At 60.9% G+C, this 13,424-nt stretch carries 13 protein-coding genes; 4 read left to right on the top strand and 9 right to left on the bottom strand.

Translation table 11 applies throughout. From position 1 onward, the window contains the following. Nucleotides 1-4: 4 nt before the first annotated feature. From VB780_RS19795 to VB780_RS19765, 7 genes are all read right to left on the bottom strand, one after another. Entirely contained in the window at nt 5-691 is a 687-nt protein-coding gene (locus VB780_RS19795) for an isochorismatase family cysteine hydrolase (protein WP_323352900.1), read from the bottom strand. Nucleotides 692-774: 83 nt separating this feature from the next. Continuing rightward, a complete protein-coding gene (locus tag VB780_RS19790; RefSeq protein ID WP_323352899.1) occupies nt 775-1,119 on the bottom strand; it encodes a cupin domain-containing protein in 345 nt (114 codons plus the stop codon). 131 nt (nt 1,120-1,250) lie between these two features. Further along, entirely contained in the window at nt 1,251-2,792 is a 1,542-nt protein-coding gene (locus VB780_RS19785) for an ABC transporter ATP-binding protein (protein WP_323352898.1), read from the bottom strand. A 123-nt stretch (nt 2,793-2,915) separates the two neighbouring features. Continuing rightward, nucleotides 2,916-3,596 (bottom strand): isochorismatase family cysteine hydrolase, encoded by a 681-nt coding sequence (locus VB780_RS19780; RefSeq protein WP_323352897.1) that lies wholly within the window; start codon nt 3,594-3,596, stop codon nt 2,916-2,918. Nucleotides 3,597-3,710: 114 nt separating this feature from the next. Further along, on the bottom strand, nt 3,711-4,640 hold the full coding sequence (locus VB780_RS19775; RefSeq protein WP_323352896.1) for an ABC transporter permease: 930 nt from the start codon (nt 4,638-4,640) through the stop codon (nt 3,711-3,713). Nucleotides 4,641-4,678: 38 nt separating this feature from the next. Next, nucleotides 4,679-5,773 carry an ABC transporter permease gene (locus VB780_RS19770; protein ID WP_323352895.1) on the bottom strand — a complete coding sequence of 365 codons (1,095 nt, stop codon included), beginning with the start codon at nt 5,771-5,773 and terminating at the stop codon, nt 4,679-4,681. 173 nt (nt 5,774-5,946) lie between these two features. Further along, complete coding sequence (locus tag VB780_RS19765; RefSeq protein ID WP_323352894.1) at nt 5,947-7,107, bottom strand: BMP family ABC transporter substrate-binding protein; 1,161 nt, start codon at nt 7,105-7,107, stop codon at nt 5,947-5,949. 289 nt (nt 7,108-7,396) lie between these two features. Here VB780_RS19765 and VB780_RS19760 point away from each other — a divergent pair, with 289 nt between their 5' ends. Then, nucleotides 7,397-11,218, top strand: coding sequence for an NB-ARC domain-containing protein (locus VB780_RS19760; protein WP_323352893.1), 3,822 nt, complete (start codon nt 7,397-7,399; stop codon nt 11,216-11,218). Between the two features lie 140 nt (nt 11,219-11,358). Then, entirely contained in the window at nt 11,359-11,589 is a 231-nt protein-coding gene (gene sipA / locus VB780_RS19755; RefSeq protein ID WP_323352892.1) for a regulatory protein SipA, read from the top strand. Between the two features lie 35 nt (nt 11,590-11,624). Here the strand turns inward: sipA and VB780_RS19750 are convergent, their stop codons facing one another. After that, nucleotides 11,625-12,014, bottom strand: coding sequence for a hypothetical protein (locus VB780_RS19750; RefSeq protein WP_323352891.1), 390 nt, complete (start codon nt 12,012-12,014; stop codon nt 11,625-11,627). A 137-nt stretch (nt 12,015-12,151) separates the two neighbouring features. On the opposite strand from VB780_RS19750, the gene VB780_RS19745 reads away from it, so the two are divergent. After that, on the top strand, nt 12,152-12,403 hold the full coding sequence (locus VB780_RS19745; protein ID WP_323352890.1) for a hypothetical protein: 252 nt from the start codon (nt 12,152-12,154) through the stop codon (nt 12,401-12,403). A 43-nt stretch (nt 12,404-12,446) separates the two neighbouring features. Here the strand turns inward: VB780_RS19745 and VB780_RS19740 are convergent, their stop codons facing one another. Further along, nucleotides 12,447-12,623: a hypothetical protein gene (locus tag VB780_RS19740; protein ID WP_323352889.1), complete on the bottom strand. Its 177-nt coding sequence runs from the start codon at nt 12,621-12,623 to the stop codon at nt 12,447-12,449. Between the two features lie 302 nt (nt 12,624-12,925). Between VB780_RS19740 and VB780_RS19735 the strand changes: the two genes are divergently transcribed. After that, a complete protein-coding gene (locus VB780_RS19735) occupies nt 12,926-13,399 on the top strand; it encodes a hypothetical protein (RefSeq protein ID WP_323352888.1) in 474 nt (157 codons plus the stop codon). Nucleotides 13,400-13,424: the final 25 nt, after the last annotated feature.

Raw genomic sequence — 13,424 nt, 5'->3', positions numbered from 1 at the left:
ATCCCTAAGCCATTACCGGAGCCCCGTACTGAGCCGCTAGGGCGCTGAGCAGGGCCTCAGTCAACCCCGTCCAGCCGATGATGCCATCCTGGGCGCGCACCATCTCTAGGGTAGACTGCTTGAATTCGGGAAAGTAGCTCTCGGTGGCGTCTTCGACCAGCAGGCATTCGTAGCCGCGATCGTTGGCTTCCCGCATGGTGGTCTGCACGCAGACTTCGGTGGTCACGCCGGTAATAATCAGGTGGGTAATGTCCTGGGCTTGGAGGTGGGCTTCTAGTTCGGTGGCGTAGAAGGCTCCCTTGCCGGGTTTTGGAATAATCACCTCGCCGGGCAGGGGCGCGAGTTCGGGGATGATGCTGTTGCCCGGTTCGCCCAGCACCAGAATGCGCCCCATGGGGCCGTGATCGCCGATTTTGAGGGAGCCACGGCCGCGATCGCGCTTCGACGGTGGACAGTCCGACAGATCGGGCCGGTGCCCTTCTACGGTCTGAAAAATCGGCAGGTTGTAGCGCCGAAACGCTTCCTGCAACGCCTTGACGTTGGGAATGATCGATCGCAGCAGACTGACATCGTTGCCCAGGGCATCGCCAAAGCCGCCCGGCTCGATGAAGTCGCGCTGCATATCGATGATGATCAGCGCCAGGCCGGTGGAGGGTAGGGGGTAGGGGTAGGGGAGGGCAGGGAGGGGCATGGGGGTAACGGGTGGATGGGTGGATAGGTGGATAGGTAGGGGCTTAGCACTGCTAAGCCCCTACGGATAATCTGTTGGGCTGGTTATTCCTCGATGTGGACGGGTTTGGCCCAGATGGCAAGGACGATGCAGCCGTCGGTGCTGCTGACGGTATGGTGGGTACCGGGGAGGTTGACTACCAAGGTGCTCGCTGGGTAAGTGCCGTTATCGTCGGTTTGGGAGCCGGAGAGCACCAAAATATGCTCAAAGCCGGTGTGGCGGTGGTGGGGAACGCTGGCTCCGGGCTGGTAGCGCAGCAGGGCGGCAGCGGCCCCATCGGGCTCAGCGGGATAGAGCCGATGGATCTCCACACCAAGCCGAAACGGCTCCCAGGCCAGGTCTGGGTCAAGCGCCATCGCCTTCAGATCGGGTAAAACAATTGGTTGCATCAGAGTTTTCTAATCATCATGTATGCATCATTCCTGGTTACGGCAGCCCTGTTAGAGCTGGTGCATTGCTTTGCGAATGCACCCTACAATTGCTCATCACAATTGCTCATCCACCCATCGACTCTTCACTACTAATGTCCGGCCATTTTGTGACCCAGGGTTTTGATGTCGGCGGTGGCGGTGGGGCTTTCGTAGACCAGTTCGCCATCGCTGATCACAACAATGCGATCGCTCAGCTTTAGCAGCTCGTCCAGGTCTTCACTCACCAACAGCACCGCCACGCCGCGATTGCGGGCGGCGAGAATCTGGGTATGAATGTAGTCCACCGCCGAAAAGTCGAGGCCAAAGCAGGGGTTAGCAGCAATCAGCAGGTTGATTTCCGTCGATGACAGCTCGCGTGCCAGCACGGTGCGCTGTACATTGCCGCCCGAGAGATTGCCCACCGGAGTATCCACCGACGGGGTTTTGACCGAAAATACCTTGACTAGGCCCTCCGCCATGCGGCGAATGTTGATCAAGCTCAGTAGCCCACGTTTGGCCTGAGGCGGCTTGTCAAAGGTGCGCAGAGCCATGTTTTCGGCCACGCTCATGTGGGGCACGCAGGCGTTGCGCAGCGGTTCTTCGGGCAGGGTGTAGACCTGGTGGCGGGCCATTTCTTTGCGGGTCGACTGGTAGGGCTCGCCGTTGACGAGAATGTCGCCGCTGTGGCGGGGGCGCTGACCCGCCAGCACTTCCACCAACTCGCGCTGGCCGTTGCCCGAGACACCCGCAATGCCGACGATCTCGCCGCTGTTGACGACCAGGCTGGCGCTGCACACGGCGGGCAAGCCGTTGTCGCGATCGGCGCAGAGTTCCCGCAGCTCTAGAACGGGGCGCGAGTCGGCGATCGCCACCTTTTCGACCGGGGTGGCCTCAGTCTTTTCGCCCAGCATCATGTGGGCCATGTCATCGACGGTCAGGTCGCGCACGTAGCCGTGGCCCGCCAGTTTGCCCTTGCGCAGCACCGTCACCTCATCGGTAAAGGCCATCACCTCGCGAAACTTGTGGGAGATCATCAGCACGCTGAGGTGACCTGCGGTGACTTCTTCCCGCAGCAGGCCCAGCACCTCGTCGGCCTCGTCGGGGGTGAGCACCGAGGTGGGCTCATCGAGAATCAGCACCCGGCTATTCAGGTAGAGCTGCTTGAGAATTTCAAGCTTCTGCTTCTGGCCCGCCGCCAGTTGAGCAATGGGAGTACGCAGATCGATTTGAAAGGGCGAGGTGGCCATAAAGGCGTCGAGGCGATCGTACTCGGCCTTCCAGTTGATCCACTGGGGGCTGTCGTAGCGCGAGAGCACCAGGTTTTCGGCCACGGTCATGGCGGGCACTGAGGTGAAGTGCTGGTAAACCATGCCCAGACCAAAGTGGTGGGCATCCTTGGGGCTGGCGATATCGCGGCACTGCTTGTCAACCAGCACTTCCCCCGAGGTGGGGGTGTAAAAGCCCATGATGCACTTCACCAGGGTGCTTTTGCCCGCCCCGTTTTCCCCCAGCAGGGCGTGGAAGCTGCCGGGGGTGACTTTGATCGAGACCTGGTCGAGGGCGGTGAAGGTGCCGAAGCGTTTGGTGAGGTTGATTACCTCTAGCTCGGGCGGGGCGGTTTTAGTTTGCGGAGCAGCAATTGCGGTTTCCATAGGGGAGTGGGAGGTGATGGGGTAATGGGGAGATAGGGAATGTAGGGTGGACTGGTGGAGGTACCGTAGGGTGGGCACTGCCCACCATTTCCCCAACGTCCATCTCAGATCAGACTTCTCGGCCTAAACCAACGCTTCGATCAGCGCTTCGGAATGGGCCACCGCGCCAAAGACGCCGCCCTGCATTTTGACCATTTTTAGCGCGGCCAGGTGGTTGCCGTAGTCGGTGGCGCCTGTACAGTCGGACAGCAGCAGGCACTCGTAGCCGCGATCGTTGGCGTCGCGCATGGTGGTGTGGACGCAGACATCGGTGGTGATGCCCGCCAGAATAATGTTGCGAATGCCCTTGCGGGTCAAAATTAAATCGAGGTCGGTGGCGTAAAACGAGCCTTTGCCAGGTTTGTCGATCACCACTTCGCCGGGCAGCGGTTGCAGCTCAGGGATGAGTTCCCAGCCGGGTTCGCCGCGCACCAGAATGCGTCCGCAGGGGCCGGGGTCGCCAATGCCTGCGCCAATCTGGCGCGATCGCCACTGTTTGTTCTCCGGCAGGTCTGAGAGATCGGGGCGATGGCCCTCGCGGGTGTGGATGATGGTGAAGTGGCGATCGCGCAGCACGTCTAGCAGCTTGGCGATCGGGGCGATCGGGGCGCGGGTGAGCGACAGGTCATAGCCCATCTTGTCGACATAGCCGCCGATGCCGCAAAAATCGGTCTGCATGTCAATCACAATCAGCGCCGTGTTTTCGGGACGCAGCTCCCCGTCGTAGGGGTACGGGTACGGCTCGGCTTCAACGAAAATTCCCATGGCGGTTCTCCAATGATCTCAAGGGGGCTGGCTAACGTTTCATGCTTCGCTCTTCGCTCTTTTGCCTTGCACTCTTCAGCTCTTCATCATGCTCTAGGCAACCGGATAGAACTGTTACTCCTGAGCTTGTCCCAAGGCTCCCGGTGCGCCGGTTAGCGTGCGCTTGGGCGAGCAGGTGATCACCATAATCAGCAAGGTCAGAATGTACGGCGAAGCGTTGAACAGATAGTAGTAGGCGTCAATGCCCACCGACTGCATCGCCGGGCCAATGGCCTGGGCACCGCCAAACAGCAGCGAAGCGTAGAGGCACTGAATCGGGTTCCAGCGGGCAAAAATCACCAGGGCCACGGCCATTAAACCCTGGCCGCTGGAGATGCGCTCTGACCAGCTGCCGGGGTAAAACAGCGAGAGAGATGCGCCGCCGATACCGGCCAAAAAGCTGCCCGCCACAATGCTGGCCATGCGCACCTTAAAGATCGAAATACCCATCGCCTTGGCGGCATCGGGGCTGTCGCCCACGGCGCGCACCAGCAGCCCCCAGCGGCTCGAGCGAAAGAACCACTGCATCAGAGGCGCGATCGCCACCCCCAAAATAAACAGCGGGCTAATGCTCAACGCCGACTCCAGCTGAGGAATTTGGGTCCACCCCGCCAAAGACAGCGTCGGCAGCTGGGGAGCCGAGGGCTGAATAAACGGCTTGCCCAAGAAGAACGCCAGCCCGCTGCCAAAGATGATCATGGCAATGCCCACCGCCACGTCGTTGACCCGGGGCTGCTGCGACAGCCAGCCATGAATCAGGCCTAGAAACATGCCCGCTACCCCCGCCGTAATCACCCCCAGCCAGGGCGACCCGGTCAGGTACGACACGGCGTAGGCGCTCATCGCCCCCATCAGCAGGGTGCCTTCGAGGCCCAGGTTGATCTTGCCGCTTTTTTCAGTCAGACATTCTCCCAAACTGACAAACAGAAACGGAACGCTGCCCCGCAGGGTGCCAGCAATGATCGCCAGGGGCACGCCCCACAATCCCAGTGCTTCAGTCGCCATGGTTCTCACTCTCCGTGGGTGTGGTTAAACAGTGGACACTAAACCGGTGTCGCCGTGGCCATAGGGGGGCTGGCGGGCCGCGCCGGGCGCGCTTTGAAGATAGGCAGTCGCCCGTAGAGCGAGTCGCTGTACAGCACCGACAGAAAGACAAGACCCTGGAACACCATGACCGTGGCGTCGGGAAGACCGTGGCTGCGCTGTAAAATGCCACCGCTGGCGAGAATGCCCCCCAACAGCAGGGCCACCAGACTGGCCGCGATCGGGTTGTGGCGGGCAATAAAGGCTACCAGCACGCCGCCATAGCCGTAGTTCGCGTTCAGCGATTCGTTGGCGCGACCGTGGACAGCCGCCACCTCAACCATCCCCGCCAGGCCAGCGCAGGCTCCACCCAAAAAGCAGATCGCCAGGGTGAGCTTGCCCACGGGCAGCCCCGCCACCCGCGCCGCCCGAATGTTGCCCCCGGCGGTGCGGGCCGCAAAGCCAAAGGTGGTGCGCTGAATTAAGAAGTAGGCCAGACCGCAAGCCACCAGGCCTAGCACCAAACCGTAGTGCACCCGACTGCCAGGCAGATTGCCCAGCATGTGCATTTCGGGAATCGGGTAGGTGGAGGGCTTATTGAGGGAGCTGGGGTCCTTCATGGGGCCGTTGACCATGTGGTTGAGCAGGGCGATCGCAATGTAGTTCATCAGCAGGCTGCTAATGGTCTCATTCACCGCCCGGTAGTGGCGCAGCGCCCCCACAATGGCAATCCAGATGCCCCCCGCCAGCATGCCCGCCAGGGCCATACCCAGCTGCACCCCAGGCGTGGGCAGGCCCCAGCCCCCCAGGGTGAGACCACCCGCCACAGCGGCCAGTCCCCCCAGCACCAATGCCCCCTCGTTGCCAATAATCACCAGCCCCAGCCGCGCGGGCAGGGCGGTACAGAGGGCGCTCAGCATCAGCGGCGAGGCCTGGATCAGGGTGTTTTGAAACGAACTCCAGCTGCCAAAGGCGGCGCGGTAGATCGAGTAATACACCCCAAAGGGGTTGGCCCCCGCCAGGGCGCAAAACAGGCCAAACAGCACCAGCGCCGCCACCAGCGCCCCAATGGGAATGCAGATTTTTTCGAGAAGACTCCGCCAGCGATCGCTCATGATTTGCTCCTTCGTTTACCGGATGCTCAATAACGTTGCTAGGGATGGGTTTGGGTCAGGACGGTTAGGGATCCTCAAGAGAGGCATAGGTTGGATGGTGGGCAATGCCCACCCTACGGGAGTTTCTTCCTGCTTCCCAAAATCCAAAATCGCCAATCCAAAATTCCTGCCCTCTACCCCACACTGCCCATCACCCCTTCCGCCAGCCAGTTCATCTGCTCTAGCTCCACCGCCGTTTGCCCTAGTTCTTTACCGCCAGCAATCACGGTCTTGCCCTGGTTGTCTTTAATTTCGCCCTTGTAGATCACCAGTTCCCCAGAGACCAGCTGGGTCTTGGCGGCCTCTGCCGCCTGCTGGGCTTCGGCGGTGACGGCGGGGCCGTAGGGCGACAGCTTCAAAAAGCCGTCCTTAAAACCGCCCCGCACCAGGTGGGGAATGCCGCCGTTCATCAGGGTCTTGCCCTCCTGCATGAGGCTGACGTAGTTTTTGTACACGTTTGACCAGTCCCACTCGGCCCCGGTGAGGTAGCCCTGGGGGGCCAGCTCCGCCTGGTTAGCGTGGTAGCCCGAGGCAAAAATGCCCCGGCGTTCGGCGGTCTCGATCACCACCTTGGGGCTGTCCACATGGCAGGTGAGCACGTCTATCCCTTGGTCGGCCATGCTGTTGGCGGCCTCAGCCTCGCGCACCGGGTCGGCCCAGTCGCCGGTAAAAATCACCTGGGTGGTGACGCTGGGGTCAATACTGCGAGCCCCCAGGGTAAAGCTGTTGACGTTGCGCAGCACCTGGGGAATGGGCTTGGCGGCAATGAACCCCAGCCGCTTGCTATTCGAGGCGTGGGCGGCGACCACCCCCGCGACGTATTGGGCTTCGTCGATGTAGCCAAAGTAGCTGCCGACGTTTTCGGGGTGAACACCCTCTTGGTACAGGCCGCCGCAGTGGAAAAACTGCACCTCGGGGAAGTCCTTGGCCAGAGCCAGCACGTGGGGGTCAAAGTAGCCAAAGGAGGTGGCAAAAATTGCCGTGGCCCCGTCCAGGTCGATCATGCTGCGGATGCTTTCCTGCACCGCGTTGGTTTCGGGCACGCTGGCTTCTTCGGAGGTTTTGACCCCGTCGATGCCGTCGAGGCTAGCGCGGCCTTCGGCGTGGGCCTGGTTGTAGCCGTAGTCATCCTTGGGGCCGACGTAGACAAACCCCGCCGTGAGGGTGTCGCTGCCCCCCGCCGCCGTGGGGGAGGTGCTGCAGCCGCTGAGCTTTACCGTGAGGCCAAAGGCACCGGTGGCCAGCAATCCCCGGATCGCCTGGCGACGGGTCACCTGAAACGTAGGGTTTCGCATGGGGTCTCCTTTAAGTTGGGAATTTCGGCAAGTTAGAAATCTGAGTCTGAAAGCTCGTCAGATCGAAGCTGAACTTAGAGAGAGATTACCAACGGAGTCTGGATAACCAGGTTCGAGGAAAGTTCGCCAAAGGTACGTTTCTCAAGGGCACAGGCCGAGCGACCCAGAAAAATGTTGCCTAAGGTACAAAGTTGGCGGTAGGGCTTGGCTAGTATCAAGGCCAAAGCAATGCCTCTATGCCCTGTCACGCTTTAGTTTTAGAGATGTGGGTAGCATTGGATACACCACCATGACCGCCGACGATGCGTTAAGACTGGTTGAGCGAGTTCTCGCCGAGCGCGGGGTGGAGTCGCTAAGCCAAATTCAGGCGACCTTATTTCACCAGGCCTGGGGCGATCGCGCCTACCAGGACACGGCCCTGGAGCTGGGCTATGAGGTGGGCTACATCAAGCAGATGGGGTCTGACCTGTGGCAGTGCCTCTCCGAAAATCTGGGCGAAAAGGTCACCAAGCGCAACCTGCGGCAGGTGCTGGCCCGCCAGCTCAAAACCTTGTCGGTCACAGGCTCTGACTCAGACCCGCGCCTGTCCACCTCAGCCCCCGGTTGGCGACGCCGCGACTGGGGGGATGCCGCCACGGCCACGGCATTCTACGGGCGCACCGCTGAGCTGGCCCAGCTGCAAGACTGGGTGCTCGCCAATAATTGTCGGCTGGTGGGCATCTTTGGCATGGGCGGCATGGGCAAAACCACCCTGGCGGTGAAGCTAGCCCAGCAAGTGCAAGACCATTTTGAGGTGGTGATCTGGCGATCGCTGCGCCATGCCCCAACCGTCAATGACCTGCTGAGAGACCTGCTGGGGGTGTTTTCGGCAACCGTGCCCGAGCCTACCGGGGCCGAGTTTGACGGCCTGCTGCGATCGCTGCTCGATCAGCTGCGCCAGCGCCGCAGTTTGATTGTGCTCGACAACGGCGAGACCATTTTGCAGCCGCGCGATCGCACCGGCACCTACCAGCTGGGCTACGAAAACTACGGGGCACTGTTCCACAGCCTGGGCAATGTTGACCACCAGAGCGCCATCGTGCTCACCAGCCGCGAAAAAATTAAAGAAATTGCTCAGCAGGAGGGGGCTGCATTCCCCGTTCGCTCCCTGCGCCTGGGGGGGCTGCCGCCGACCGTCGGGCAGTCGATCTTCCAGGCCAGGGGTCAATTTACCGGCACCGCTAACCACTGGCAGCAGATGGTCAACCACTACGCTGGCAACCCCCTGGCCCTCAAAATGGTGGCCGCTGTGGTGCAAGACTTCTTTGACGGGCAGTTGGGGCCGTTTGTGCAGATTTTGGCCCAGGGCGACTCAGTGTTTGGCGATATTCGCGATCTGTTGACCCACCAGCTCGATCGCCTCACCACCGTTGAGCAGCAGGTGATGGCCTGGCTGGCCATTCACCGCGAACCGGTCACCCTCGTCCAGATTCGTGCCTCTCTGGTGGAGCCGCTGGCCCTGGGAGAGTTGATCGAGGCCCTCACCAGCCTAGAGCGGCGATCGCTGATCGAGCGCGATACCCCCAGGGCCAGCCCCATCCGCTTTACCCTCCAGCCCGTGGTGATGGAATACATCACCGACTGGCTGGTGGAGCAGATCAGCCAGGCCATTTTGGCACCGCCCACCACCGACGCCAGTGCGCTGCACACCCATGCCCTGGTGTTGGCCCAGGCCAAAGACTACCTGCGCGACAGCCAAACCCGACTAATTTTGCAGCCAGTGCTGCGACGGCTGCGGCTGCGCCCTAGTGATTTAGCCGATCGCCTGCGCCACCACCTCGACGCCTGGCGGGGGCAGGGTCTGCAAAGCTACGCTGGCGGCACCGTGCTCAACCTGCTCCAGCAGGCCGACATTTCCCTGACGGGCTGGGACTTTTCTGAGCAGACAATCTGGCAGGCCGATCTGCAAGACAGCACCTTGCACAACGCCAACTTTGCCCAGGCCGACCTGGCGCGATCGGTGTTTAAAGACACCTTTAGCCAGGTGCTGGCGATCGCCTTTAGCCCCGACGGCGAGCTGCTCGCCGCCAGCGATGTCAGCTACGAAATTCACCTGTGGCGGGTCAGCGACGCCCAGCCCGTGCTCACCCTCCAGGCCCAGGACGGCTGGTGCTGGGCGGTGGCCTTTAGCCCCAACAACCAGACCCTGGCCAGCAGCGCCAACGGCACCATCGACCTGTGGGATCTCAAAACCGGCGATCGCTATGGCCAGCTCAAAGCCTCCTCCAGCCGAGTTTTTTCCCTGGCTTTTAGCCCCGACGGGCGCTTTTTGGCCAGCGGCTGCGAAGATCACCAAATTCGGGTGTGGGATGTGAGGACTCAAACCCTAGTCCACAGTCTGGTGGGCCATACCGACGAGGTGCGATCGGTGGCATTTTCGCCCCAGGGCTACCTGGGCGGCGGTCTGAGTCTGGGCGATGCGCGTCGCGTCAGGCCTGCGGCATCGCAGCCAGGGCAGCCAACTCAGAACGGGTATCCCTTCCAGACTCGCCCAGCCCCCCTGGCCAGCGGCAGCTACGACGGCACCCTGCGCCTGTGGGATCTGGCCAGCGGCGACAGTACCGTGATGGCCGTCGGGTCGCCCGTGTGGTCGATCGCCTTTAGCCCCGACGGCCAGACCCTGGCCAGCGGTCACCACGACGGTAGCATCGGCATCTGGGATGTTGTTACTCAGGTGCAGGTGCGATCGCTACAGCCCGATCCGAATGGGCTTTTGATCTCAGCCCACCACCAAGCGGCGCGCTCCGTGGCCTTTAGCCCCGACGGGCGCACCCTGGCCAGCGGCGGCGATGACCAGATCCTGCGCCTGTGGAACTGGCGGGCCGGGCAGGTTGACTGGGCCATCAAGGGCCACAATAGCTGGATTTCAAACGTGGCCTTCAGCCCCGTCGGCGGTGCGACGGCCGAAGAGAGCGGCTACATGTTGGCTAGCGCCAGCGAAGATCAGTCGGTGCGCCTGTGGGATAGCCAGACCCACCAGGCTCTGCGGATGCTGAGTGGCCACAACAGCGGCGTGTGGTCGGTAGCCCTGCATTCCCAGGGACACTATCTGGTCAGCGGCGGCCAAGATCGTCAGGTGCGCCTCTGGCCCCTGCCATCCCAAGAGTCTTCCCGCTTGGCACCGCGAACCGTGGGCGAGCACGATGGCTGGGTGTTTGCCGTGGCCGTCAGCCCCGACGGTCGCTGGATTGCCAGCGGCGGCGACGATCGCACCGTTCGCCTGTGGGACAGTGAAACTGGTCATTGCCGCACCACCTGGGCCGACCACAGCCACGAGGTCTGGGCACTGGCCTTTAGTTCTGACAGTTGTCGCCTGGTCAGCGGCAGCCTAGATGGCACCCTACGCCTGTGGGATCTGGCCAGCTCTACCTGCCGGGGCATTTTCACCGGCCACACCAGCGGCGTGTGGACCCTTGCCATCAGCCCCGACGGCCGCCGCCTGGCCAGCGGCAGCCAAGACCAAACCGTGCGCCTGTGGGATCTCGACACCCAGACCTGCCTGCAAACCCTGCCCTGCGAGGGCAGCTGGGTGCGGGGGCTGGCCTTTAGCCCCGACGGTCGGTTTCTCTCCAGCGGCGGCTCTAACGGCTACGTCATGCTGTGGGATTTGAAATTGGGCCATCGCACCGTCATTGGCACCCACCCCAGCCTGGTTCTGGCCGTCGCCTTTAGCCCCGATGGCCAATGGCTGGCCAGCTGCGGCGGCGATACCACTATCAAGCTGTGGAACCTGGGCAGCCGCCATTCCCAAAAGCCCCAGTGCCATCAGACTCTCTGTGGCCACAACAAATGGGTGCGCTATGTGACCTTTAGCGCCGACGGCGATCGCCTGATCAGCTGTAGCCAAGACGAAACTATCCAGGTCTGGAGCAAACTGCTCACCCCCGATGGCTTTATCTACTGCCACGAGTACACCCTGCGGGTACCCCGCCCCTACGAAGGCATGGCGATCGCCGGGGTAAGAGGCCTAACCGAGGCGCAAAAAGCTGCCCTAATTACCCTGGGAGCCAGCGAAACTCCTATCCTCAGCGGAACGGAGCAGCCCTCTATTTCGCCGCTCTATTGCCCCTAGAGAGTTGTCCTGTCCCCGGGACGTTGTTCAAACGGGGCGATCGCACATTAGACTACACTCCAGATATAGCAACAGCCCTAGCCCAACGGCGACCCAGCCTCGGGCGCGGTTGTTTCGCCCCCATTGCCCCAGAGGTTGCCATGACCAGTGAATTTGCCGTCGGCGATCGCGTCCGCCTTGCCGCCCCGCCCCCCTACTTTAAAACCGCCGACCCCATGCCCATGCTGCGCCCGGCCGATACGCTCCCGGTGGGGGCCGAAGGGATCATTCTCAGCCGTCGCCCCGGCGGCTATTGGGGCATCAAATTCGACAAAGGGTCTTTTTTAGTCGACAGCCAGTTTTTAGAGTCAGCAGAAACCCCGGCAGACTAATCTACCGGGGTTTCTAAGTCATCTCTTACCGTTTACTAGGCGGGCGATGCTTCAGATGCGGGTTCAGCATCAGCGGGGGTAGCTTCGGCAGCTTCGCCTTCGGCAGCTTCGCCTTCGGCAGCTTCGCCTTCGGCAGCGGTTTCTTCTGCAACCTCGTTGGCTACTGCTTCGACAGGGGTTTCCTCGGCAACTTCCTCGACGGCCTCGACCTTAGGCTTGGGTTTGGGGCCGCGCATGAGCGCAGGGGGCACCGAGGGCTTGCGATCGCGATCGTCGCGATCGCGGCCCCGACCACCGCCACCACCCGCGCGCTTGCCCTTGCTCCTGGGGCGATCCTCGCCGCCGCCGCCGCTGTCTTCTGTTACTCCAACGGTAATAATTTTTTTCTTGGGCTTCTCGGGGGAAGCGTCCGGCGTGTCTGTCATGACTTTACAGTAGTTAACGTCGTGGAGATCTTACCCCGAATCTGACCCTGGCCCAATGCTGGAGTTGCGCCAGAGGGCTCAGGTGGTCGCTATAGGCCAATAGTTAGGCACTCCCCATAGCGATCGCTCCAGGGGCTATGCAAAATGTCCTTATCGATCTTGCAGATCTGGCAATGGCTATAGATAAACAAGGCGCTTCTATCGCGATAGAAGCGCCCCTGCCAATGGATTATCAATATGAATGCTCTGAAAAAACCCAGCGTTTAGCCATGCATCAGGCCATCAGGAACTCAGTCAAAGCCAGGGATACAATGCCCAAGCCAATCAATTTAATTAGTGCCGATATGGGGAAGACCGATCGCAGATTACCTGGCATCGGCCATACCTGACTCCTTTCTGCTAAGCCAAGTAGTGATCTATTGTCTAAAAACGTCAGTCAACGACCCGTAGTCGTCCCTGGCTGAGCGCTTCATAGACCCGATTGATCATAGCGGCATCCTTGGGGCTTAAATCGCGCTGAGAAAACATGGCCATCAACTGCTGTTGGTCGTTTCGGGTTAGGCGGCGGGCCGCAAACATTCGTTCGATGGTCTGCTCAAGGTTTGACATGGTAACGCACTCTGATTGGTCGAACCGTGGCTATTCCGGAATAATGTGTAACACAACTTGGTTGTTACTCCCGGAAACTATAACGCTTTGTATAGTACCTCGATTTTACTGAGGGGTTAAGGGGGCGGCATCGGCGGGATAACTTAGTTTATTCATGAAACATTGTGTACCAGGGAGAGTATACGTCCGTATTCTCACGGTCAGAGCCAGGCCATCAGTTAATAGGCTCTGCCACGGCACTGCTCTGAGATCAAGAGCTCACCGGGTATACTCGTGCCATAGGGGTATAGAGTCAACCGCAAATGCAATACCTGGCGAAGGTTCAAAAAAAAGCATTCCTAGGCGGGGCAGAACTGCTGCTGCTGGCCGAACAGACCTCTGAATCAACCTGGGCGCGGCTGTCCTCAGAGCGGATTGTCGAAACCACCCGTCTCCTTGCTTTTCAGGAAGGAAACTTGGTGCTGGTTGACCTCGACAACCTCAACCAGATTGTAACGGTGCAGGATGCTACCCCCTGGGTGCTGGGCCTAGTGGAGCACTATCTGACCTACGGCGTTACCCCCGAAGCCCTTGAACAGGAGATTGAGCGCGCCGAGCGGTGGCGGCAGTCCCTCACCCTCAAAAGCCAGGAGGTCGATCGCCGCGCCCTCGAAACCGCCGCCCGCCGCGACGAAATTCAAGAGCTAGAGCGCAGCCTCAAGCTGGAGCGGGAGGAATTGGAAACTCGCTGGCAGGCGCTGCAACAGATGCAGGCTGAGGGAGCGGATGAGGAGTAGGTGATGTAGGTGGGCTAGAGTGAAT

The sequence above is a fragment of the Leptolyngbya sp. CCNP1308 genome (assembly GCF_034932455.1).
In the GTDB taxonomy this organism is placed as follows: domain Bacteria; phylum Cyanobacteriota; class Cyanobacteriia; order Phormidesmidales; family Phormidesmidaceae; genus Nodosilinea.
Note: the sequence above shows the minus strand (reverse complement) of the source record. Positions and strands in the feature narration are given on the sequence as shown.

Coding starts and splice junctions, on each gene's coding strand:
- VB780_RS19795 (WP_323352900.1), bottom strand. CDS start 691: ATGCCCCTCCCTGCCCTCCCCTACCCCTACCCCCTACCCTCCACCGGC.
- VB780_RS19790 (WP_323352899.1), bottom strand. CDS start 1,119: ATGCAACCAATTGTTTTACCCGATCTGAAGGCGATGGCGCTTGACCCA.
- VB780_RS19785 (WP_323352898.1), bottom strand. CDS start 2,792: ATGGAAACCGCAATTGCTGCTCCGCAAACTAAAACCGCCCCGCCCGAG.
- VB780_RS19780 (WP_323352897.1), bottom strand. CDS start 3,596: ATGGGAATTTTCGTTGAAGCCGAGCCGTACCCGTACCCCTACGACGGG.
- VB780_RS19775 (WP_323352896.1), bottom strand. CDS start 4,640: ATGGCGACTGAAGCACTGGGATTGTGGGGCGTGCCCCTGGCGATCATT.
- VB780_RS19770 (WP_323352895.1), bottom strand. CDS start 5,773: ATGAGCGATCGCTGGCGGAGTCTTCTCGAAAAAATCTGCATTCCCATT.
- VB780_RS19765 (WP_323352894.1), bottom strand. CDS start 7,107: ATGCGAAACCCTACGTTTCAGGTGACCCGTCGCCAGGCGATCCGGGGA.
- VB780_RS19760 (WP_323352893.1), top strand. CDS start 7,397: ATGACCGCCGACGATGCGTTAAGACTGGTTGAGCGAGTTCTCGCCGAG.
- sipA (WP_323352892.1), top strand. CDS start 11,359: ATGACCAGTGAATTTGCCGTCGGCGATCGCGTCCGCCTTGCCGCCCCG.
- VB780_RS19750 (WP_323352891.1), bottom strand. CDS start 12,014: ATGACAGACACGCCGGACGCTTCCCCCGAGAAGCCCAAGAAAAAAATT.
- VB780_RS19745 (WP_323352890.1), top strand. CDS start 12,152: ATGCAAAATGTCCTTATCGATCTTGCAGATCTGGCAATGGCTATAGAT.
- VB780_RS19740 (WP_323352889.1), bottom strand. CDS start 12,623: ATGTCAAACCTTGAGCAGACCATCGAACGAATGTTTGCGGCCCGCCGC.
- VB780_RS19735 (WP_323352888.1), top strand. CDS start 12,926: ATGCAATACCTGGCGAAGGTTCAAAAAAAAGCATTCCTAGGCGGGGCA.